At 65.8% G+C, this 21,908-nt stretch carries 17 protein-coding genes; 15 read left to right on the top strand and 2 right to left on the bottom strand.

The window, feature by feature from the left end:
* Window positions 1-17: 17 nt before the first annotated feature.
* Both LTV02_RS24280 and LTV02_RS24275 read right to left on the bottom strand, forming a co-directional pair.
* Window positions 18-269, bottom strand: coding sequence for a hypothetical protein (locus LTV02_RS24280; RefSeq protein WP_233034084.1), 252 nt, complete (start codon window positions 267-269; stop codon window positions 18-20).
* A gap of 120 nt (window positions 270-389) precedes the next feature.
* On the bottom strand, window positions 390-707 hold the full coding sequence (locus tag LTV02_RS24275) for a hypothetical protein (RefSeq protein ID WP_233034083.1): 318 nt from the start codon (window positions 705-707) through the stop codon (window positions 390-392).
* A gap of 321 nt (window positions 708-1,028) precedes the next feature.
* Here LTV02_RS24275 and rplJ point away from each other — a divergent pair, with 321 nt between their 5' ends.
* The 15 genes from rplJ (at window position 1,029) to LTV02_RS24200 (ending at window position 21,833) form a co-directional block, all read left to right on the top strand.
* Entirely contained in the window at window positions 1,029-1,589 is a 561-nt protein-coding gene (gene rplJ, locus LTV02_RS24270) for a 50S ribosomal protein L10 (protein ID WP_067716496.1), read from the top strand.
* A 64-nt stretch (window positions 1,590-1,653) separates the two neighbouring features.
* Window positions 1,654-2,034 (top strand): 50S ribosomal protein L7/L12, encoded by a 381-nt coding sequence (rplL, locus tag LTV02_RS24265; protein WP_408639257.1) that lies wholly within the window; start codon window positions 1,654-1,656, stop codon window positions 2,032-2,034.
* Window positions 2,035-2,301: 267 nt separating this feature from the next.
* Complete coding sequence (locus LTV02_RS24260) at window positions 2,302-3,360, top strand: ABC transporter ATP-binding protein (RefSeq protein ID WP_067716491.1); 1,059 nt, start codon at window positions 2,302-2,304, stop codon at window positions 3,358-3,360.
* A 10-nt stretch (window positions 3,361-3,370) separates the two neighbouring features.
* Complete coding sequence (locus LTV02_RS24255) at window positions 3,371-4,165, top strand: MlaE family ABC transporter permease (protein ID WP_067716488.1); 795 nt, start codon at window positions 3,371-3,373, stop codon at window positions 4,163-4,165.
* Between the two features lie 105 nt (window positions 4,166-4,270).
* Window positions 4,271-5,035 (top strand): ABC transporter permease, encoded by a 765-nt coding sequence (locus LTV02_RS24250; protein WP_233041687.1) that lies wholly within the window; start codon window positions 4,271-4,273, stop codon window positions 5,033-5,035.
* Window positions 5,032-6,384 carry an MCE family protein gene (locus tag LTV02_RS24245; protein ID WP_233034081.1) on the top strand — a complete coding sequence of 451 codons (1,353 nt, stop codon included), beginning with the start codon at window positions 5,032-5,034 and terminating at the stop codon, window positions 6,382-6,384. The genes LTV02_RS24250 and LTV02_RS24245 overlap by 4 nt, the downstream gene beginning before the upstream one ends.
* Window positions 6,381-7,469 (top strand): MCE family protein, encoded by a 1,089-nt coding sequence (locus tag LTV02_RS24240; RefSeq protein WP_233034077.1) that lies wholly within the window; start codon window positions 6,381-6,383, stop codon window positions 7,467-7,469. Before LTV02_RS24245 ends, LTV02_RS24240 begins: the two co-directional genes overlap by 4 nt.
* Window positions 7,470-8,477 carry an MCE family protein gene (locus tag LTV02_RS24235; RefSeq protein WP_067716481.1) on the top strand — a complete coding sequence of 336 codons (1,008 nt, stop codon included), beginning with the start codon at window positions 7,470-7,472 and terminating at the stop codon, window positions 8,475-8,477.
* Window positions 8,478-8,479: 2 nt separating this feature from the next.
* Complete coding sequence (locus LTV02_RS24230) at window positions 8,480-9,739, top strand: MCE family protein (protein ID WP_408639256.1); 1,260 nt, start codon at window positions 8,480-8,482, stop codon at window positions 9,737-9,739.
* On the top strand, window positions 9,736-10,959 hold the full coding sequence (locus tag LTV02_RS24225; RefSeq protein ID WP_233034075.1) for an MCE family protein: 1,224 nt from the start codon (window positions 9,736-9,738) through the stop codon (window positions 10,957-10,959). Before LTV02_RS24230 ends, LTV02_RS24225 begins: the two co-directional genes overlap by 4 nt.
* Window positions 10,956-12,194 carry an MCE family protein gene (locus LTV02_RS24220; RefSeq protein ID WP_067716476.1) on the top strand — a complete coding sequence of 413 codons (1,239 nt, stop codon included), beginning with the start codon at window positions 10,956-10,958 and terminating at the stop codon, window positions 12,192-12,194. Before LTV02_RS24225 ends, LTV02_RS24220 begins: the two co-directional genes overlap by 4 nt.
* Before the next feature lie 52 nt (window positions 12,195-12,246).
* The gene (locus LTV02_RS24215) at window positions 12,247-13,071 is read left to right on the top strand and encodes a hypothetical protein (protein ID WP_233034073.1); all 825 of its coding nucleotides are present in this window, start codon (window positions 12,247-12,249) and stop codon (window positions 13,069-13,071) included.
* A gap of 13 nt (window positions 13,072-13,084) precedes the next feature.
* A complete protein-coding gene (locus tag LTV02_RS24210; protein WP_233034071.1) occupies window positions 13,085-13,786 on the top strand; it encodes a hypothetical protein in 702 nt (233 codons plus the stop codon).
* A 477-nt stretch (window positions 13,787-14,263) separates the two neighbouring features.
* Complete coding sequence (rpoB, locus tag LTV02_RS24205; protein WP_233034069.1) at window positions 14,264-17,749, top strand: DNA-directed RNA polymerase subunit beta; 3,486 nt, start codon at window positions 14,264-14,266, stop codon at window positions 17,747-17,749.
* A gap of 130 nt (window positions 17,750-17,879) precedes the next feature.
* Complete coding sequence (locus LTV02_RS24200) at window positions 17,880-21,833, top strand: DNA-directed RNA polymerase subunit beta' (protein ID WP_067716468.1); 3,954 nt, start codon at window positions 17,880-17,882, stop codon at window positions 21,831-21,833.
* The last annotated feature ends 75 nt before the right edge of the window (window positions 21,834-21,908 follow it).

Raw genomic sequence — 21,908 nt, 5'->3', positions numbered from 1 at the left:
GCCCTCGGCTATTCGCGTCACAGGTCGTGCAGGCCGCAGATCGGGTCGCCGGTGCTCAGGGTGCACAGGGATCGGATGAGCGTCCCCACGATCGGAGTCACGATGGCGGCCGATCCGGCCTGGAGCGCCGTCGATCCGGCATCGACGCCGGCCGACCCGGTCGTGCGTGGGGGCAGGGTGACGTCGGCGTGCGCCGGAGCCGCGGCGAGTCCCGTGATCGCGGTGGAAAGCGCCACGGCGGCAAGGGTTTTGGTGAGCAATCTGCTCATGGGGATGCACCTCCAGACTTGGATGCGTGCGACCCTACCGCCATATCGAATATTTGAAATACCCTATTTTTACAGTCTGTCGTGCCCGGAAATTCGATGTCGCGGCCGGCGGGGCCCCGGTCAGGGCTCGACCCGGCTCCAGAATTCCGCGGGGATCCCTGCTTCGTTGTGGAGCCAACGGCCCGGGTCGCGGAGTTCGTTGCCGGCGAAGGAGTTTTGGAGGACGTCGAGGATGTCGGCGTCCTTGTCGGCGCCCAGGCGGGCGCGGATCAGGTCGAAGGTGGTGCTGGAGAAGGCCCAGGCCCATTCGTATTCGCTGAAGGGGCCGCCGAGGTCCTGGCCGTCGATGATGAGGTCGCCGCGATCGTTGAGACGGGCGCTGACGAACCAGCCGTTCACGCCGACCAGGCTGACCTTGCGCTCGTTCCGTTCTGTCATGGTGGACTAGTACCACGGCGACCCCGTTTTGGTGGATAGATGCGGGTCGGCTATATTGGACGACGGTCATTGATTCGTTCGGTGATCAACCCACATCGTTCTACCGAAGACCGTTGGTTGCTGCCCTCGGGGCAGTCGAAGGTCCGGCGATATTGCCGGCGGCCCACGCAGGGAGAGCCGAGGTCGGGAAACCTGCGAGAAATCGCGTTTCTTGTGCGCCCCGGGACCACTCTGCGTCCGGGGCGTTTGCTTTGTCGCCGGCCCCTGTGGCGGAACTCGGTAGTTCATACGAGAACCGACCATCCAGAGAGGAGGCGAAGTATGGCAAAGGCTGAGAAGGTCACCGCGGTTGCGGAGATCACTGAGCAGTTCAAGTCGTCCACGGCGACCGTCGTCACGGAATACCGTGGCCTGTCCGTCGGCAAGATCACTGAACTGCGTCGTGCGCTCGGCGCGAACGCTACCTACTCCGTCGCCAAGAACACCCTGGTCAAGCGCGCTGCCGCCGAGGCGGGCGTGGAAGGCCTGGATGACTTGTTCGTCGGTCCGACCGCTATCACCTTCATCACGGGTGAGCCGGTCGACGCCGCGAAGGCGCTGAAGGCGTTCGCCAAGGACAACAAGGCGCTGATCATCAAGGGCGGCTACATGGACGGCGCTGCGCTGTCCGTGTCCGAGGTCGAGCGCATCGCCGACCTCGAGTCGCGCGAGGTGCTGCTGGCCAAGCTGGCCGGCGCCATGAAGGGCAACCTGTCGAAGGCTGCCGGGCTGTTCGCCGCCCCGGCCTCGCAGATCGCCCGTCTGGCCGCGGCCCTGGAGGAGAAGAAGCGCGCCGAAGGTGGCGCTGCCGAGGCTGCTCCGGCTGCTGTCGACGCCGAGTAATAAACCACCCCAAACCTTTTCGTCGCCGTTCACGCGGTGACGAACCCACCGAAAGGAAATATCAATGGCCAACGTTGATGAGCTGCTCGAGACCTTCGCCGGCATGACCCTGCTGGAGCTGTCCGAGTTCGTGAAGGCGTTCGAGGACAAGTTCGAGGTCACCGCCGCTGCTCCGGTCGCGATCGCCGCCGCCGGTGGCGCTGCCGCTCCGGCCGAGGCTGCCGAAGAGCAGGACGAGTTCGACGTGATCCTGGAGTCGGCCGGCGACAAGAAGATCCAGGTCATCAAGGTCGTGCGTGAGATCGTCTCCGGCCTGGGCCTGAAGGAAGCCAAGGACCTGGTCGAGGGCGCCCCGAAGCCGATCCTGGAGAAGGTCGCCAAGGATGCCGCCGAGGCCGCCAAGGCGAAGCTGGAAGAGGCCGGCGCCAAGATCACCGTCAAGTAATTGCGGTTGGTCCGGTAGCGGCTCTGTCGCAACCTGCCTGAAAAGAGCAGTCCCCTTGTGGGACTGCTCTTTTCGCATTTTCGGGGGTTGTGATCTGCCCGTGATTCGCACCGGCCTGCGAATGTTTCTACTCGCGAGTCAGGTCTCGGTGTCCGAGACGGGGCTTATGCGATACAGTGACCGGACCTACTGTGATGCGCCACACCGCGCTGAGTTGACAGTGGAAGCACCAGTAGTGCGCTCGTCTGAGAATTTGTGGAGGTTGGCGTGGGCGTCGAGGTCAGGACCGAGGGCATCACGAAGTCATTCGGTTCGCAGCGGATTTGGCAGGACGTCAGCCTGACGCTGCCCCCGGGGGAAGTCAGTGCTCTGCTCGGCCCCTCCGGTACCGGTAAGTCCGTCTTTCTGAAGTCCCTGATCGGTTTGCTGCGCCCGGAAAAGGGCTCGATCTACATCGACGGCACCGACATCACCACCTGCTCCAACAAGGAGCTGTACGAGATCCGGAAGCTGTTCGGCGTCCTCTTCCAGGACGGCGCGCTCTTCGGCTCGATGAACCTGTTCGACAATGTGGCCTTCCCGTTGCGCGAGCACACCAAGAAGAGCGAATCCGAGATCAAGAAGATCGTCATGGAGAAGCTCGAGCTGACCGGTCTGCTGGGCGCGGAGGGGAAGCTGCCCGGTGAGATCTCCGGCGGTATGCGCAAGCGCGCCGGCCTGGCCCGCGCCCTGGTGCTGGACCCGCAGATCATCCTGGTCGACGAGCCGGACTCCGGTCTGGATCCCGTTCGTACCACCTACCTTTCGCAGCTGCTGATCGATATCAACGCGCAGATCGACGCCACGATCCTGATCGTCACGCACAACATCAACCTGGCCCGTTCGGTGCCGGACAACATCGGCATGCTGTTCCGCCGCAACCTGGTCATGTTCGGCCCCCGCGAGGTGCTGCTCACCTCGGAGGAGCCGGTGGTGAAGCAGTTCCTGAACGGCCGCATGCAGGGCCCGATCGGTATGTCCGAGGAGAAGGACGAAGCCCAGATGGCCCGCGAGCAGGCCATGTTCGACTCGGGTCACCACGCCGGTGGCGCCGAAGAGGTCGAGGGCATCATCCCGCAGATGCGGGCGCAGCCGGGCATGCCGGTGCGCCAGGCCGTGCACCGTCGTCGTGAGCGCGTGCGCCAGATCCTGCACACCCTGCCGCCCGCCGCGCAGGAGGCGATCCGCGAGTCCATGGAGACCAACGGGGACGACGACACGCAGGTGATTCCCGCCTACCAGGGCACGTACGACACTACGGTTCGACAGAACCTGACTAACGGGTAACATACGCGGCGTGAATCCAACCCTGACACGACTGCGCACCCCGGTCGAGTCGGGTCTTGCCCAGGCCGGCAACGTCTTCGCACTCCTATTGGACGTGGTCCGTAAGACGTTCCGCCGGCCCTTCCAGTTCCGTGAATTCATCGAGCAGTCGTGGTTCATCGCCTCGGTCTCGATTCTTCCGGCCGCACTGGTGGCAATCCCGTTCGGCGCCGTGGTCGCTCTGCAGACCGGCTCCCTCATCAAGCAGCTCGGCGCCGAAAATTTCACCGGCGCCACCAGTGTTCTCGCAACCGTTCAGCAAGCGGCACCCGTGGTGACCGCGCTGATCATCGCGGGCGCAGCGGGTTCCGCGGTCGCCGCGGATCTCGGCTCGCGCACCATTCGCGAAGAGATCGACGCCATGGAAGTCCTCGGCATCGATCCCATTCAGCGCCTGGTGGTTCCGCGCGTGCTCGGCATGATGCTGGTCGCGCTGCTCCTCAACGGCCTGGTGTCGGTTGTCGGCATCATGGGCGGCTACGGCTTCAACGTGCTGCTGCAAGGCGGCACGCCCGGTGCGTATCTGGCGTCGTTCTCGGCGCTGGCGCAGCTGCCGGACCTCTGGATCGGCGAGCTGAAGGCTTTGATCTTCGGGCTCGTAGCGGGTGTCATCGCCGCCTACAAGGGGCTGCATCCCAAGGGGGGACCGAAGGGAGTGGGCGACGCGGTGAATCAATCGGTGGTCATCTCGTTCCTCACGCTCTTCTTCCTTAATCTGATCCTGACCCTGATTTATCTTCAGGTCGTCCCGGCAAAGGGCGCGTGATCAATGGTCGTTTCGCAGCGCACCACCGTAATTACCCGGTCGGCGCGCCGGGTCACCGGTGCCCTCAAAGCGCCGGTGCACCTGGTCGACAAAGCCGGCGATCAGATGTCGTTCTATTCGCGGGCCATCGCCTGGATTCCGCGCACCGTCGTGCATTACCGCAAGGAAGTCATGCGGCTGCTGGCCGAAGTGACTTTCGGTTCGGGCGCATTGGCGGTCATCGGCGGCACCATCGGCGTGATCGTGTTCATGTCGGCCTCGGTCGGCGTGGTGGTCGGCCTGCAGGGCTTCAAGGCCCTGGACGCGCTGGGTTCCGGTGTGCTCACCGGCTTCCTGACCGGCTACATCAACACCCGTGAGCTGGCGCCCCTGGTTGCGGCGCTGGCCCTTTCGGCGACGGTCGGTTGTGGTTTCACCGCGCAGCTGGGCGCCATGCGTATTTCCGAGGAGATCGACGCCCTCGAGGTGATGGCGGTGCCGTCGGTGCCGTTCCTGGTCACCAGCCGCGTCATCGCCGGATTCGTCGCCGTCATTCCGCTGTACGTGGTCGGCCTGCTCGGCACGTATGTGGCCTCACGATTGATCAGTATCTATTTCAACGGTCAATCCAGTGGTTCCTACGACCACTATTTCCAGCTTTTCCTGCCACCTGAAGACGTCGTCTATTCGTTCCTCAAGGTGCTGGTCTTCGCATTCGTAATCATCCTGGTGCACTGCTACTACGGCTTCAATGCCAGTGGCGGTCCGGCGGGCGTCGGCGTGGCCGTGGGCCGCGCGGTGCGCGCCGCCATCGTGCTGATCAACGTGCTCGATTTCTTCCTCTCCCTGGCCATCTGGGGCACCACGACGACGGTGCGGGTGGCGGGATGAGCAATCCGGAGCGCGTGCAGTTCTGGCGCAAGACCGAGAAGCTGCGCAGCCGTACCCTCGGCGTGCTGTTCTTCGTGGTGGTGGCGCTGTTCCTGTGGACCACCATCGCCATCTACAACAAGCAGTTCGTGGACACCGTCCGGGTCAACCTGATCACCGACACCGTCGGCAACGCCCTCACCCGCAATGCGGACGTGAAGGTGCGCGGGGTGAATGTCGGTGAGCTGCGGTCGAGTTCGTACGACGGCAAGAACGTCACGCTGGACCTGGCCATCGATCCGGCCAAGGCCGATCAGATCCCGGCCAACGTGACGGCGCGACTGCTGCCCAAGACGCTGTTCGGTGAGCGCTACATCGATCTGGTGTGGCCGGAGAACCCGAGCGGGCACCTGACCGAGGGCGCGACCCTGCATCAGGACACCACCGGCAATGCCATCGAGGTCAGCCAGCTGCTCGACCACATTCTGCCGCTGCTGCAGGCGATCCCGCCGCAGTACCTGTCCTCCACCCTGGGCGCGCTCTCGCAGGCGCTGCAGGGCCAGGGCGAGGAGCTCGGCAAGACGGTGGAGCGCCTGGACGAGATCTTCAAGCAGGTGAACACCGAACTGCCGACGCTGCAGGAGGATCTGCGGCTGTTCGCGGACGTCGCCGAGACCTACAGCGATGCCGCGCCGCAGCTGGTGGACGCGCTGGACAATCTGCGCACCACCAATGCCACCATCGTGCAGAAGCGTTCGCAGATCGACACCATGCTCGCGGTGCTCACCCCGAGCTCGGCGACGCTGGCCGACTTCCTGCTGACCAACCGCGACAACATCATCGACGTGGCGGCGGATTCGCGGCCCGCGCTCGAAGCGCTGGCCAAGTACTCGCCCGGCTACACCTGCGCGCTGAAGAACTTCGCGCAGATGAAGCCGCGCATCGACGAACTGTTCGGCAAGGGCACCGATCTGCCCGGCTCGCGCGTGACCGTCGAGATCGTCAATCCGCGCGGCCGGTACGTGCCCAATCAGGACGAGCCGCGCTGGTTCGATCCGCGTGGGGCCATGTGCATTCCGGAGTACCCGCTCAATGTCGATCCCGGCCAGTACACCAACGGCTCGGCCAATGACGGCTCCTACCAGCCGCCCAGCCGCACCCCCGGCGATCAGGCCATCGGCCTGCAGCCGTCGCCGCAGTACCGGATGTACGGCCCGTACGACGTGACCACCGCCGGATCGAAGCAGGAGCAGCAGACCCTGGGCACCATCTACGGCGCGGCGCACGGTGTTTCGCCGCAGCAGGTGCCGAGCTGGATCACCAAGATTGCGGCTCCGGCCTTCCGCGGCAGTGAGGTGAGCGTTCGATGAAGGACATGCTGCGCGGCCTCGGCGGCACGCTGACCAAATTGATCGCGTTCATCCTGGTGACGGTCGCCGCCACCACGGTGCTCGCGCTGACCATCGCGAACTACGGTGGCGGCGGGACCAAGTTCAATGCGCGCTTCACCGATGTGACCTCGCTGAACCCGGGTGACGAAGTGCGCATCGCGGGTGTGCGGGTGGGCAAGGTGTCCAAGGTTTCGATCGTGGACAAGCGCCTGGCCAATGTGGAATTCGAGATCACGGACCGCGATTGGCTGCCCGCCTCGACCACGGCGACCATCAAGTACCGGAACCTGGTGGGCCAGCGCTACATCGCGCTGGAGCAGGGCACCGGCCAGCAGGGTCGCAAGATCACCAAGGGCGCCACCATCCCGCTGGAGCGCACCACGCCGGCGCTGAACCTGACCGAGCTCTTCAACGGGTTCCGGCCGCTGTTCCAGACGCTGACCCCGGACGATGTGAACAAGCTGTCCTACAACATCATTCAGGTGTTCCAGGGCGAGTCGGGGACCATCACCGAGCTGGTGCGGAACACCGCCTCGCTGACCAACAAGATCGCCGACAAGGACGCGGTGATCGGCGAGGTCATCAAGAACCTGAACGCGGTGCTCGATGCCATCAACGCCCGCGACGGGCAGCTCGACCAGCTCATCGTGAACACCGAGGCGCTGATCACCGGGCTGAACGCCGAACGCGGCACCATCGGCTCGGCCGTCAGCTCGCTGGGCAATCTGGCCTCGGCGACCGCGGACCTGCTGGTGCCGGTGCGGCCGAACCTGCAGGGCGCCATCGCCGGGCTGAACCAGCTGACCGGCACGCTCAACAGCCGCAAGGACGAGGTCGACGAGGGCCTGACCAACCTGCCCATCAAGATGGACAAGCTCGGTCGCGCCGCCTCCTACGGTTCCTGGTTCCAGTTCTACCTCTGCGGTATCGACATCGTCGCCGGACCGGGCCTGCCGGACGCGCAGGGCCTGAATCTGCCCGCGGCGGTGGCGAACATGCCGACGATCAATCAGCCGATCTACACGAACCCGGCTCCGCGCTGCCACGGGAAGGGAGGCCGCTAGATGGACGACCGCATTGTGCTGGGCAAGCGCAGTCCGGCATTCATGGGCGGCATCGGCCTGCTCATGGTGCTGCTGGTGACCGTGTCCGCGTTCAGCCTCGACAAGCTGCCGATCATCGGCGCGGGCACCAAGTACACCGCCGAGTTCTCCGAGGCCGCCGGGCTGAAGAAGGGCAACGAGGTGCGCATCGCCGGCGTCAAGGTCGGCACCGTGCAGGACGTGAGCCTGGACGGGGACAAGGTGCTCGTCGACTTCCGCACCCAGGACGCCTGGATCGGCGACGAGACCACCGCCTCCATCCAGATCAAGACCCTGCTCGGGCAGAAGTACCTGGCGCTCGACCCCAAGGGCGCGCACGCCGCGGATCCCTCGAAGGCGATTCCGTTGTCGCGCACCGTGTCTCCCTACGATGTGGTGGACGCCTTCAGCGATGCCGCCCGCAATGTCGAGGAGACCAATACCGAACAGCTGGCGCAGTCCTTCCAGGTGCTGTCGCAGGCGTTCTCGGGCACCCCGCAGGAACTGCGCGGCTCCATCGACGGCGTGGCGCGGCTCTCGGAGTCCCTGGCCAAGCGTGACGATCAGCTCAAGCAGCTGTTCGCCGCCACCAAGAAGACCTCCAAGGTGCTCGCCGATCGCAATGCCGAATTCGAGCGGCTGCTGGCCAACGGCGGACAGCTGCTGGCCGAGCTGAACGTGCGGCAGTCGGCCATCTCGCAGCTGCTCACCGGCGCGAAAACCATTGCGGCCGAACTGACCGCGCTGGTGGCCGACAACGAGGAGCAGATCGGCCCGGCGCTGACCAACCTGCAGAAGACCATCGAGATCCTCAACGACCATCAGGCCGATATCTCCAAGACGCTGACGCTCGCGGCCCCGTTCTACGGGCTGTACGCGAACGTGCTGGGCACCGGCCGCTGGTTCGACGCGGTGATCACCAACCTGATTCCGCCCGCGCTGCCGGAGATTCCGGGCGACCGTGCGCCGATCCGCAAGATGGGAGGCTGATCGTGGCGAAGAACCCTTTGACCGCTCTGCGGGCGTCGAGCCGGAAGAGCAAGATCACCGCCGCGGTGGTGGCCCTGGCCGTACTGGCCGGCGGGCTGGCCTGGTGGGGCTTCGGCAAGTTCAACACCACCACCATCACCGCCTACTTCGACAAGTCGGTCGGCATCTACGAGGGCTCGGACGTCCGGGTGCTCGGCGTGCCGGTCGGCTCGGTCAAGGAAGTGACGCCCGAGGGCGAACAGGTCAAGGTCGTCATGAACGTGGATCGTCGCTACGACATCCCCGCCGACGCCAAGGCCGCGCAGATCACCCCGTCCGTGGTGTCCGACCGGTACATCCAGCTTGCCCCGGCGTACAAGGGCGGCCCGAAGATGGGGCGCGAGGCCACCATCCCCAAGGACCGCACCGCCACGCCCGTCGAGGTGGACCGGCTCTACAAGAGCATCGCGGAACTCTCCGACGCGCTCGGCCCCAACGGCGCCAACAAGGACGGCGCGTTGAACGAACTGGTGCGCACCTCCTCGGCCAATCTGGCCGGCAACGGCGACGCGCTCGGCAACAGCTTCACCCAGCTCTCCAAAGCCGCCAAGGCGCTGTCGGATTCGCGCACGGACATCTTCGACACGGTGAAGAACCTCAACGAATTCGTGCGCATGCTGGCCGAGAACGACAGCCAGGTGCGGGAATTCAATACCCAGCTGGCCTCGCTGTCGGGCTTCCTGTCCGACGAGCGGCGCAATCTGGGCGATGCGCTGAGCCTGCTGTCGGTGGCGCTCGGCGACGTGGCGCGGTTCATCGACAACAACCGGGACCTGGTGCAGTCCAACGCGGAAGCGCTGACCAAGCTCACCAAGACCCTCGCCGATCAGCGCGAGGACCTGGCCAAGGCGCTGCCGCTGATCCCGACCGCGCTGAGCAACCTGATCAACGTGCACAACGGTGAGACCGGCACGCTGGACATGCGGCCCAACTTCACCGATCTGCAGGACCCGTTCGGCGTCATCTGCAAGATGCTGGACCTGGGCAAGCTGCGGCCGGGCGATCCCAAGTTCGATGCCATCTCGGCGCAGATGCGGCCCATCCTGGACGCCTGCACCACCATCACCGGTCAGCTCACCGCGGGCGTGAAGACGCCGTCGCTGGTGCTGCCGTTCGGCATCCTCAGCGGTGACAACATCCAGCGCAACGCGGTGCCGGGCTCGGTGCCGGGCACGCCCTCCAATCAGGAAGCGCCGTCGCAGCAGGAAGGTGGACAGCGATGAGCGCCAAGCGCATTCGCACCGTCGCGGTCGGGGCCTCGCTGGGCGCGGTGACCCTGCTGGCCACCGCCTGCGGCAACGGGGCTTACAGCATTCCGCTGCCCGGCGGGCCGAACGTGGGCGGCGATCCCATGCACATCAATGTGCAGTTCTCGGATGTGCTGGACCTGGTGCCGCAGTCGACCGTGAAGGTGGACGGCGTGCCGGTCGGGCGGGTCGACAAGATCGAGCTCACCCCGGACGGCTGGACGGCTGAGGTCAAGACCATCGTCAATCGCGATGTGAACCTGCCGGCCAATGCCCGCGCCGAGGTGAAGCAGACCAACTTGCTCGGTGAGAAGTTCATCGAACTGTCCGCGCCGTCGCACGATCCGTCGCCGGAGAAGCTGAAGGACGGGTCGACCATCAAGGTCGAGAACACCCGCACCGCGACCGAGACCGAACAGGTGCTGGGCGCGCTGTCGCTGCTGCTCAACGGCGGTGGGGTGGCGCAATTGCAGCCCATCGTGACCGAGCTGAACAAGACCCTGGACGGGCGCACCGACAAGGTGCGGTCGCTGCTGGAGCAGACCAACACCCTGATCGACGGGCTGAACAAGCAGGTCGAGGACATCACCCGGGCGCTGGACGGTCTCGACAAGCTGAGCAGCCGAGTCGGGCAGCAGACCGGCAAGATCGCCGGAATCCTGGACGAACTGCCCGAGGGCATCAAGATCCTGAACGAGCAGCGGCCGGAACTCATCGCGCTGCTCTCGCAGCTGGATCGGGTGGGGCAGGCCGGTTTCGACGTGCTGAACCACTCCAAGGACAACCTGATCACCGATCTGTCCTCGCTGCGGCCCACGCTGCAGGAGCTCGGCAAGTCGGCCGATGACCTGGTGACCGCGTTCCCGCTGGTTCCGACCTATCCGTTCCCGGACGAATCGATCAAGTCGGCGTTCGGCGGGCAGGTCAACACCTGGCTGTCGGTGGATCTGGAGATCGGCACCCTGCTGTCGAATCTCGGTGTGGGCAAACCGAATCCGGTGTACCTACCGCCGAACGGCCGGCAGGTGAACGTGGATCCGAGCAACCCGTACTACAACGGCAACGGCCCGCGCGGCGGCTGGCCCACCATTTCGCTGCTGCCGCTGCCCAATACGGTGGTCGCGCCGGCGGCCGGCATCGGCCCGACCGATCCGCTCGGCTCCATCCTCCAGCAGCTGGGAGTGGCCCCGCGATGAGCAAATTGGTACGCAACCAGCTGATCGCCTTCGCTGTCATCGCCGTGCTGGGCGTCGCCTTCGTCGGCGCCAAGTACGTGCGGCTGGACAATATGCTCGGCTTCGGCCTGTACCACGTGAAGGTGCAGATGCCGCAGACCGCCAATCTGTCCAAGGGCGCGGAGGTCACCTACCGCGGCGTGCCCGTCGGCCGGGTCGGGGATCTGGAGATCTCCTCCGACGGCGTGGTCGTCACCTTGGACATGGACTCCGGCGCACCCAAGGTGCCCGCGAGCGCGAAAGCCGTGGTGGCCAATCGATCCGCCATCGGTGAGCAGTACGTGGATCTGGTGCCCGACAGCAACAGCTCGCCGTATCTGAAGGAAGGCTCGGTGATCGTCGGCGCCACGCTGCCGATCCCGGTGGAGGACCTGCTCGCCAGCGTCGACCACTTCGTGGCCACCACCGACCTGGCGGCGCTCAGTACCACCGTCACCGAGCTCGGCAAGGCGTTCAACGGGCAGGGCGACAATCTCAAGGTGCTGGTGGACTCGCTCAACAAGTTCACCCAGACCGGCATCGAGAACCTGCCGCAGACATTGGCTTTGATCCGCAATGCGCGGACCGCGCTGAACACCCAGTCCGAACAGTCCTCGTCCATCCGCACCTTCAGCGACGGCCTGGACAAGCTGACCGCGCAGCTGCGCTCCAGCGACCCGGACATCCGGCGGCTGATCGGCACCTCCACCGAGGCCGGCGATCAGATCCAGCGCCTGCTGCAGGAGAGCGGACCGGCCCTGACCGAGGACCTGTCCAACCTGCGCACCCTGCTGCTCACCGTATCGCCGAAGTTCTACGCGCTCGGACCGGTGCTGCAGATGCTGCCGCTGCTGTCCATCGGCGCCTCCGCCACCGCCCCCGGTGACGGCACCACCCACTTCGGCCTGGTGCTGGAAACCAACAACCCGCCCGCGTGCACGGTGGGTTACGAAGGGACGCAGGCGATCCTGGCGCAGGAGAAGGCGCGCAATCCCAACTTCGACGATTCGCGCGACGATTTCCCGTTCAATACCGAGGCCAAATGCGCTGTGCCGCAAGGCAGTGAGACCGCCGTCCGCGGCGGGGCGCGCGCCGAGCTGGCCGACCCGTCGGTGCCGCAGCCGTGGGACGACAAGCCGAAGTACGACCCGGAGAAGCTCAATCTGAACCCCGTCGCCACCCAGCTGGCGACCCTCATGGGCGTCACCCCCAAGTGATGATGCCCGCAGCCCGAGCGTTACCGCGCGGAAAGGACAGTATGGTGGCGGCGTGAGCCAGCAAAAGGACAGCGAACTGGGGGAGAACCCGGAGCGGCCGGCGGAGACGACGGCACCCGCGAGCGAACCCGCAGCCGCCGCACCCGATGCCCAGGCTCCGGCCGAGCCGGAACCGCCGTCACCGCAACAGTCCTCCGACGAGGTAGCGACCGAGCCGGTCGCCGCCGCGCCGGGAAAGAAGGAGCGGGCAGAGCGTCCCGCGCCCCAGCCGGGCGCGGTGGATCCGAGCGTCAAGCAGGCCGTGACCATCGGCGCGATCGCGGTGGCCGTGGTGGCCGCCGTGGCCGCGGCCTGGTTCGGCGGTACCTGGATCGTGGGCGGGCTCATGCACGATCGCCCGCGCGCCCAGGCCCGCGACGCCGCGCTCACCGATGCCCGGCAGGCCGCCATCAACCTGATGACGTTCGACCCGAACAATGTCGACGGCTCGCTGCAGAACATGATCTCCTCCACCACCGGTCAGCTCCACGACGAGCAGACCAAGGATCTGGAATCGCTGAAACAGCAGGTCACCGAGGCCAAGACGAATATGCAGTCGACCGTCGAGGGCGCCACCCTGACCGCGCTCAACAGCGAACTCGATCACGCCTCGGCCTATGTGGTGCTGCGCATCAACCGCAGCTGGCCCGGCGGCCAGCCCGCCGCCTTCCGGCAGTCCTGGTCGCTGGACATGGTGAAGGTCGGCGACGTCTGGAAGGCCGAGAAGGCCCAGAACCTCGGCAACCCGGTGCAATTGGACTCCGGCGCGCTACAGCAGAACGGCGCGCCCGCCACCCCGGCGCCGTCCACCACCGCCGCCCCGGCCCCCGGTAACTAGGAGGGAGCGATCCATGGCCAACAAACGACCCGTCAATCGCGTCACCTCCCAGCGCCGTCCGGCCGCCCAGCGCAGCTCCGGTCGCGTCGGCGGGAACACCGCCCGCCCGGCGGCCCGGCCGGCCGAGCCGGCGGCTCCCGCGGGCAAGGGCGCGAAGATCCGGATGTCGAAGGACACCGCGCGCCCCGCGCCGCGGCCCAAGTCCGCGGCGTCCTCCGCAAGCTTCTGGCAGACCTGGCGGGTGGCGATCGGCTGCGGTATCGCCGCGGTCGCGCTGGCCGCGCTGGCGATCGTCGGCTTCCTGCGGCCCGGCGTCGACGACGGCAATCTGGCCTACGTCGACAACTCGGCCACCGATGAGGTCAAAGCGGCCGCCCAGCACGCCCTCACGACCCTCTACGGCTACAAGGCCAAGGACATCGACAAGTTCAAGGACACCGCGCGCACGGTCCTCACCGGCCAGATGCTGGCCGACCTGGACAAGTACGCCGACACCGGCCTGGACGTGATCAAGCAGACCTCGACCGACACCCAGGTCACCACCGACCCGCTGGGCGTCACCCTGCTCACCGATGATCGCGCCGAACTGCTGGTCAACCTGAACATTTCCGCCGTCAAGAACGGCAGCCCCCAGGCCCTCGCCTCGGGCCCGATCGTGCTGCGCATGCAGAAGGTCGACGGCAAGTGGCTGGCCTCGGAGATCGCCGACAAGTAGTCGCCGTCGTGCCCGGTACGAGGGCATTTCGCGGCGTCCGCAGGTGATCTTGCAGGGAGACAGGCGATCTCGCGTTTTGTCAACTCGTGCCGCCACTTGACGAGTTTCGCTCCAGCCGTCACGCTATTCACAACAGCGGCGGCTGTCACAGGGGACCGGACGCCGACGAGGACTGGGAAGCGCAGCCAGCGGACCCCGGGATCGCGTCGGATTACGGTGTGAAATCCGCCACATAACACCCGGCGCGCCGGTCATTGCAGGTGACGCGAGCGGTGGTACTTTGACACCCCCTGGGGTATGGGTGTAATTTTGGACGTTGCGCTGGCTGCCTCCTGTCCACACCTCGATCGCTACGACGAAAGTTCCACCTTCCGGTGTTACTTCCGCTGTTTGCTGTTCGGGTTTCGTTCGGGTCGTAACCAGCGGAATTCGTAGCAGACAAGCGACGGTCGCGGACCACCACGCGACGCGCGTTAGGTGCTGGAAGGACGCATCTTGGCAGTCTCCACCCAGACCAAGGCCGGTATTCCCGGAGCCCCGAAGCGGGTGTCTTTCGCGAAGATTCGTGAACCTCTGGAGGTTCCCGGTCTTCTCGATCTACAAACCGAATCTTTCGCCTGGCTGGTCGGCTCAGCGGACTGGCGTGAGCGTGCTGCCGCGCGCGGCGACGTCAATCCCGTCGGCGGCCTCGAGGAGGTGCTCGAAGAGCTCTCCCCGATCGAGGACTTCTCGGGCTCCATGTCGCTGTCCTTCTCCGATCCGCGCTTCGAAGAGGTCAAGGCCTCCATCGAGGAGTGCAAGGACAAGGACATGACCTACGCGGCGCCGCTCTTCGTCACCGCGGAGTTCATCAACAACAACACCGGTGAGATCAAGTCTCAGACGGTCTTCATGGGTGATTTCCCGATGATGACCGACAAGGGCACGTTCATCATCAACGGCACCGAGCGCGTGGTCGTCTCGCAGCTGGTCCGTTCGCCCGGTGTGTACTTCGACAGCTCGATCGACAAGTCCACCGAGAAGACGCTGCACTCCGTGCGCGTCATCCCGTCGCGCGGCGCGTGGCTGGAATTCGACGTCGACAAGCGCGACACCGTCGGCGTGCGTATCGACCGCAAGCGCCGCCAGCCGGTCACCGTGCTGCTGAAGGCGCTCGGCCTGACCGCCGAGGAGATCACCGAGCGTTTCGGTTTCTCCGAGATCATGATGTCCACCCTGGAGAAGGACAGCACTCCGGGCCAGGACGAGGCGCTGCTCGACATCTACCGCAAGCTGCGTCCGGGCGAGCCGCCGACCAAGGAGTCCGCGCAGACCCTGCTGGAGAACCTGTTCTTCAAGGAGAAGCGCTACGACCTGGCCCGCGTCGGCCGCTACAAGGTCAACAAGAAGCTGGGCGTCAATGCCGGTGTGCCCGTTCAGGGTTCGGTGCTGACCAAGGAAGACATCGTCGCCACCATCGAGTACCTGGTCCGTCTGCACCAGGGCGATCGCTTGATGACCGTGCCCGGCGGCGTCGAGGTGCCGGTCAACGTCGACGACATCGACCACTTCGGCAACCGTCGTCTGCGCACCGTGGGCGAGCTGATCCAGAACCAGATCCGGGTCGGCCTCTCGCGTATGGAGCGCGTCGTGCGTGAGCGCATGACCACCCAGGACGTCGAGGCCATCACGCCGCAGACCCTGATCAACATCCGTCCCGTCGTGGCCGCGATCAAGGAGTTCTTCGGAACCTCCCAGCTGTCGCAGTTCATGGACCAGAACAACCCGCTCTCGGGTCTGACCCACAAGCGTCGTCTGTCGGCGCTGGGCCCGGGTGGTCTGTCCCGTGTGCGCGCCGGCCTGGAAGTCCGAGACGTCCACCCGTCGCACTACGGCCGCATGTGCCCGATCGAGACCCCGGAAGGCCCGAACATCGGCCTGATCGGCTCGCTCTCGGTCTACGCGCGGGTCAACCCGTTCGGTTTCATCGAGACCCCGTACCGCAAGGTCGAGAACGGCCGCGTCACCGACGAGGTCCGCTACCTCACCGCCGACGAGGAGGACCGCGAGGTCCGCGCCCAGGCCAACTCGCCGGTCGACCTGGACGGCAACTTCATCGAAGAGCGCGTGCTCGCACGCCGCGGCGATGAGGAAATGGAATACGTGGCCCGCAACGAGGTCACCTACATGGACGTCTCGCCGCGCCAGATGGTGTCGGTCGCGACCGCCATGATCCCGTTCCTCGAGCACGACGACGCCAACCGTGCCCTCATGGGCGCGAACATGCAGCGTCAGGCCGTGCCGCTGATCCGTTCCGAGTCGCCGCTGGTCGGCACCGGTATGGAGCTGCGCGCCGCCGTCGACGCCGGCGACGTGGTCGTGAACGCCAAGGCCGGTGTGGTGGAAGAGGTTTCGGCCGACTTCATCACCGTCATGCACGACGACGGCACCCGTCGCTCGTACCGCCTGCGCAAGTTCGAGCGCTCCAACCAGGGCACCTGCGCCAACCAGCGTCCGATCGTGGACGAGGGCATGCGCGTGGAGGCCGGGCACGTGCTCGCCGACGGCCCCTGCACCGAGAACGGTGAGATGGCGCTCGGCAAGAACCTGCTCGTGGCGATCATGCCGTGGGAAGGCCACAACTACGAGGACGCGATCATCCTGTCGCAGCGCCTCGTGGAAGACGACGTGCTCACCTCGATCCACATCGAAGAGCACGAGATCGACGCGCGCGACACCAAGCTCGGCGCCGAGGAGATCACCCGGGACATCCCGAACGTCTCCGACGAGGTCCTGGCGGACCTGGACGAGCGCGGCATCGTGCGAATCGGCGCGGAGGTCCGTGACGGCGACATCCTGGTCGGCAAGGTCACCCCGAAGGGCGAGACCGAGCTGACCCCCGAAGAGCGCCTGCTGCGCGCCATCTTCGGTGAGAAGGCGCGCGAAGTCCGCGACACCTCGCTCAAGGTGCCCCACGGTGAGTCCGGCAAGGTCATCGGCGTGCGCGTGTTCTCGCGTGACGACGACGACGATCTGCCCCCGGGCGTCAACGAGCTGGTCCGCGTCTACGTGGCCCAGAAGCGCAAGATCCAGGACGGCGACAAGCTCGCCGGCCGCCACGGCAACAAGGGCGTCATCGGCAAGATCCTGCCGCAGGAAGATATGCCCTTCCTGCCGGACGGCACCCCGGTCGACATCATCCTGAACACCCACGGTGTGCCGCGTCGTATGAACATCGGTCAGGTGCTGGAAACCCATCTGGGTTACATCGCCAAGACCGGCTGGCAGGTCGAGGGCACTCCCGACTGGGCCCGCAACCTGCCGGAGGAGATGATCGGTCAGCCCGCTGACACGAACATCGCCACCCCGGTGTTCGACGGCGCCCGCGAGGAAGAGCTGACCGGCCTGCTGGGCTCGACGCTGCCGAACCGCGACGGCGACAAGATGATCAACGACGACGGCAAGGCCATCCTGCTGGACGGCCGCTCCGGCGAGCCGTTCCCGTACCCGGTCTCGGTCGGCTACATGTACATCCTGAAGCTGCACCACCTGGTCGACGACAAGATCCACGCGCGTTCGACCGGTCCGTACTCGATGATCACGCAGCAGCCGCTGGGTGGTAAGGCGCAGTTCGGTGGTCAGCGTTTCGGCGAAATGGAATGCTGGGCCATGCAGGCGTACGGCGCGGCCTACACCCTGCAGGAGCTCCTCACCATCAAGTCGGACGACGTGGTCGGCCGCGTGAAGGTGTACGAGGCCATCGTCAAGGGCGAGAACATTCCGGAGCCGGGTATTCCGGAGTCGTTCAAGGTTCTGCTCAAGGAACTTCAGTCGCTGTGCCTGAACGTGGAGGTGCTGTCCTCCGACGGCGCCGCCATCGAGATGCGCGACGGCGATGACGAAGACCTCGAGCGTGCCGCGGCGAACCTGGGTATCAACCTGTCCCGCAACGAGGCTGCGACGGTCGACGACCTGGCGCAGTAAGAGCGATCGGTCCGGGAGGGTCGAAAGATCCTCCCGGGCGGACCGTTTCGAGCGACCTGCAAGCAGTCGCTACGAGCGGATTTAGCGAACTTTTGCTCATACTCAACCCGAACAGGGGAAAGGAAGTTACGTGCTAGACGTCAACTTCTTCGATGAACTCCGGATCGGCCTGGCGACCGCGGAAGACATTCGTAACTGGTCTTTCGGCGAGGTCAAGAAGCCGGAGACCATCAACTACCGCACGTTGAAGCCGGAGAAGGACGGCCTCTTCTGCGAGAAGATCTTCGGTCCCACCCGGGACTGGGAGTGCTACTGCGGCAAGTACAAGCGCGTCCGCTTCAAGGGCATCATCTGTGAGCGCTGTGGCGTCGAGGTGACCCGCGCCAAGGTGCGCCGTGAGCGGATGGGCCACATCGAGCTGGCCGCTCCGGTCACCCACATCTGGTACTTCAAGGGCGTTCCGTCGCGCTTGGGCTACCTGCTCGACCTGGCGCCGAAGGATCTCGAGAAGATCATCTACTTCGCCGCCTACGTCATCACCAATGTCGATGACGAGCTCCGCCACAACGAGCTGTCCACGCTCGAGGCGGAGATGGAGGTCGAGAAGAAGACCGTCGCCGATCAGCGTGACGCCGACCTGGAGGCCCGCGCCCAGAAGCTCGAGGCCGACCTGGCCGAGCTCGAGGCCGAAGGCGCCAAGTCCGACGTCCGCCGCAAGGTCAAGGACGGCGGCGAGCGCGAAATGCGTCAGCTGCGCGACCGTGCCCAGCGCGAGCTGGATCGTCTCGACGAGATCTGGACCACCTTCGTCAAGCTGGCCAAGAAGCAGCTGATCATCGACGAGGTCATCTACCGCGAGCTGCAGGACCGCTACGGCGAATACTTCACGGGCGCAATGGGTGCCGAGGCCATCCAGAAGCTCATGGAGACCTTCGACATCGCGGCCGAGGCCGAGAGCCTGCGCGAGACCATTCGTACCGGCAAGGGCCAGAAGAAGCTTCGCGCGCTGAAGCGCCTGAAGGTCGTCGCCGCGTTCCAGACCAACGGCAACTCGCCGATGGGCATGGTCCTCGACGCCGTGCCGGTGATCCCGCCGGAGCTGCGCCCGATGGTGCAGCTGGACGGTGGCCGCTTCGCGACCTCCGACCTGAACGACCTGTACCGCCGCGTCATCAACCGCAACAACCGGTTGAAGCGACTGATCGACCTCGGTGCGCCGGAGATCATCGTCAACAACGAGAAGCGCATGCTTCAGGAGTCCGTCGACGCGCTCTTCGACAACGGCCGTCGCGGCCGTCCGGTCACCGGCCCGGGCAACCGCCCGCTGAAGTCCCTGAGCGATCTGCTCAAGGGCAAGCAGGGTCGTTTCCGTCAGAACCTGCTCGGCAAGCGTGTCGACTACTCCGGCCGTTCGGTCATCGTGGTCGGCCCGCAGCTCAAGCTGCACCAGTGCGGTCTGCCCAAGCTGATGGCGCTCGAGCTGTTCAAGCCGTTCGTGATGAAGCGCCTGGTCGACCTGAACCACGCGCAGAACATCAAGTCCGCCAAGCGGATGGTCGAACGTCAGCGCCCCCAGGTGTGGGACGTCCTCGAAGAGGTCATCTCCGAGCACCCGGTGCTGCTGAACCGTGCGCCCACCCTGCACCGCCTGGGTATCCAGGCCTTCGAGCCGCTGCTGGTCGAAGGCAAGGCCATCCAGCTGCACCCGCTCGTCTGTGAAGCGTTCAACGCCGACTTCGACGGTGACCAGATGGCCGTGCACCTCCCGCTGTCGGCGGAGGCGCAGGCCGAGGCCCGCATCCTGATGCTGTCCTCGAACAACATCCTGTCGCCGGCCTCCGGCCGCCCGCTCGCCATGCCCCGTCTGGACATGGTGACCGGCCTGTTCTACCTGACCCGCCTGGAAGAGGGCGCGAAGGGCGAGTACCGGGCCGCCACCAAGGACGAGGCCGAGTTCGGCGTCTACTCCTCGCCCGCCGAGGCGCAGATGGCCGTGGACCGCGGTGAGCTGACCGTGCGTTCGCTCATCAAGATCCGTCTGACCGAGCAGCGCCCGCCGAAGGACATCGAGGCCGAGCTGTTCCCGGACGGCTGGCAGCGGGGCGACGCGTGGACCGCCAAGACCACGCTGGGCCGCGTCATCTTCAACGATCTGCTCCCGGCGGACTACGCGTTCATCGACGAGCCGATGCCGAAGAAGCGTCAGGCGGCGATCATCAACGATCTCGCCGAGCGCTACCCGATGATCGTGGTCGCGCAGACCGTCGACAAGCTGAAGGACTCGGGCTTCTACTGGGCCACGCGTTCCGGCGTCACCGTCTCCATGTCGGACGTGCTCGTTCCGCCGGAGAAGGCCGACATCATGGCGCGCTACGAGGCGCAGGCCGATCAGATCGAGAAGAAGTACCAGCGTGGTGCGCTCGATCACCAGGAGCGCAACAACGCCCTGGTCAAGATCTGGCAGGAAGCCACCGAAGAGGTCGGTCGCGCGCTGCGTGCGCACTACCCGGCGGACAACCCGATCATCACGATCGTCGACTCCGGCGCGACGGGTAACTTCACCCAGACTCGTACCCTCGCGGGCATGAAGGGTCTGGTGACCAACCCGAAGGGTGAGTTCATCCCGCAGCCGATCAAGTCCTCCTTCCGTGAGGGCCTGACGGTGCTGGAGTACTTCATCAACACCCACGGTGCGCGAAAGGGTCTGGCCGACACCGCGCTTCGTACCGCCGACTCGGGTTACCTGACCCGTCGTCTGGTGGACGTGTCGCAGGACGTCATCGTGCGCGAGACCGACTGTGGCACCGAGCGCGGCATCGTGGTGCCGATCGCGGAGAAGCAGGCCGACGGCTCGCTCATCCGGGACGCCCACGTGGAGACCAGCACCTACGCTCGTACGCTGGCCACCGACGCGATCGACGCCAAGGGCAACGTGGTGGTCGAGAAGGGCCACGACCTGGGCGATCCCGCCCTGGAGGCGCTGCTCGAGGCCGGTATCACCGAGGTGAAGGTCCGCTCCGTGCTGACCTGCACCACCGGCACCGGCGTCTGCGCCACCTGCTACGGCCGCTCGATGGCGACCGGCAAGCTGGTGGACATCGGCGAGGCCGTCGGTATCGTCGCCGCCCAGTCCATCGGTGAGCCCGGTACCCAGCTGACCATGCGTACCTTCCACCAGGGTGGTGTCGCGGGTGACGACATCACGGGTGGTCTGCCCCGCGTGCAGGAGCTCTTCGAGGCTCGTGTGCCCAAGGGCAAGGCGCCCATCGCCGAGGTCTCCGGCCGCGTGCGGCTGGAGGACGACGACCGCTTCTACAAGATCACCATCATTCCGGACGACGGTTCGGACGAGGTGCTCTACGACAAGCTGTCGAAGCGTCAGCGTCTGCGGGTCTTCAAGCACGACGACGGTTCCGAGCGGCTCCTGGCCGACGGTGACCACGTCGAGGTGGGCCAGCAGCTGCTCGAGGGCTCGGCCGACCCGCACGAGGTGCTCCGCGTGATGGGCCCGCGTCAGGTGCAGATCCACCTCGTGCACGAGGTCCAGGAGGTGTACCGGTCGCAGGGTGTGTCCATCCACGACAAGCACATCGAGGTGATCGTCCGCCAGATGCTGCGCCGCGTCACCATCATCGATTCGGGTGCGACCGAGTTCCTCCCGGGTTCGCTGGTGGAGCGCGCCGAGTTCGAGTCCGCCAACCGCCGCGTGGTCGCGGAGGGTGGCGAGCCCGCCTCGGGTCGTCCGGTCCTCATGGGTATCACCAAGGCGTCGCTCGCGACCGATTCGTGGCTGTCGGCGGCCTCCTTCCAGGAGACCACCCGCGTGCTCACGGACGCCGCGATCAACTGCCGCTCCGACAAGCTGATCGGCCTGAAGGAGAACGTGATCATCGGTAAGCTCATCCCGGCCGGTACGGGTATCAACCGTTACCGGAACATCCAGGTGCAGCCGACCGAGGAAGCCCGCCAGGCCGCGTACGCGGTGCCGTCCTACGACGACACCTACTACACCCCGGACGGCTTCGGCACCACCACCGGTGCCGCGGTTCCGCTGGACGACTACGGCTTCAGCGACTACCGCTAAGGCCTAGCCAGACAGAGACATTCGGCCCCCGCTCTTCGGAGCGGGGGCCGTTTGCGTTTCGGCGGGGACGGGCGG

The sequence above is a fragment of the Nocardia yamanashiensis genome, from assembly GCF_021183565.1.
Classification (GTDB): Bacteria; Actinomycetota; Actinomycetes; order Mycobacteriales; family Mycobacteriaceae; genus Nocardia; species Nocardia yamanashiensis.
This window is presented reverse-complemented; position numbering and strand designations above follow the sequence as displayed.

Excerpts from the sequence above, each read along its gene's own strand:
- LTV02_RS24280 (WP_233034084.1), bottom strand. The coding sequence starts at position 269 with ATGAGCAGATTGCTCACCAAAACCCTTGCCGCCGTGGCGCTTTCCACC.
- LTV02_RS24210 (WP_233034071.1), top strand. The coding sequence starts at position 13,085 with ATGGCCAACAAACGACCCGTCAATCGCGTCACCTCCCAGCGCCGTCCG.
- LTV02_RS24240 (WP_233034077.1), top strand. The coding sequence starts at position 6,381 with ATGAAGGACATGCTGCGCGGCCTCGGCGGCACGCTGACCAAATTGATC.
- LTV02_RS24235 (WP_067716481.1), top strand. The coding sequence starts at position 7,470 with ATGGACGACCGCATTGTGCTGGGCAAGCGCAGTCCGGCATTCATGGGC.
- LTV02_RS24250 (WP_233041687.1), top strand. The coding sequence starts at position 4,271 with ATGTCGTTCTATTCGCGGGCCATCGCCTGGATTCCGCGCACCGTCGTG.
- LTV02_RS24275 (WP_233034083.1), bottom strand. The coding sequence starts at position 707 with ATGACAGAACGGAACGAGCGCAAGGTCAGCCTGGTCGGCGTGAACGGC.
- rplJ (WP_067716496.1), top strand. The coding sequence starts at position 1,029 with ATGGCAAAGGCTGAGAAGGTCACCGCGGTTGCGGAGATCACTGAGCAG.
- rplL (WP_408639257.1), top strand. The coding sequence starts at position 1,654 with ATGGCCAACGTTGATGAGCTGCTCGAGACCTTCGCCGGCATGACCCTG.
- LTV02_RS24220 (WP_067716476.1), top strand. The coding sequence starts at position 10,956 with ATGAGCAAATTGGTACGCAACCAGCTGATCGCCTTCGCTGTCATCGCC.
- LTV02_RS24225 (WP_233034075.1), top strand. The coding sequence starts at position 9,736 with ATGAGCGCCAAGCGCATTCGCACCGTCGCGGTCGGGGCCTCGCTGGGC.
- LTV02_RS24245 (WP_233034081.1), top strand. The coding sequence starts at position 5,032 with ATGAGCAATCCGGAGCGCGTGCAGTTCTGGCGCAAGACCGAGAAGCTG.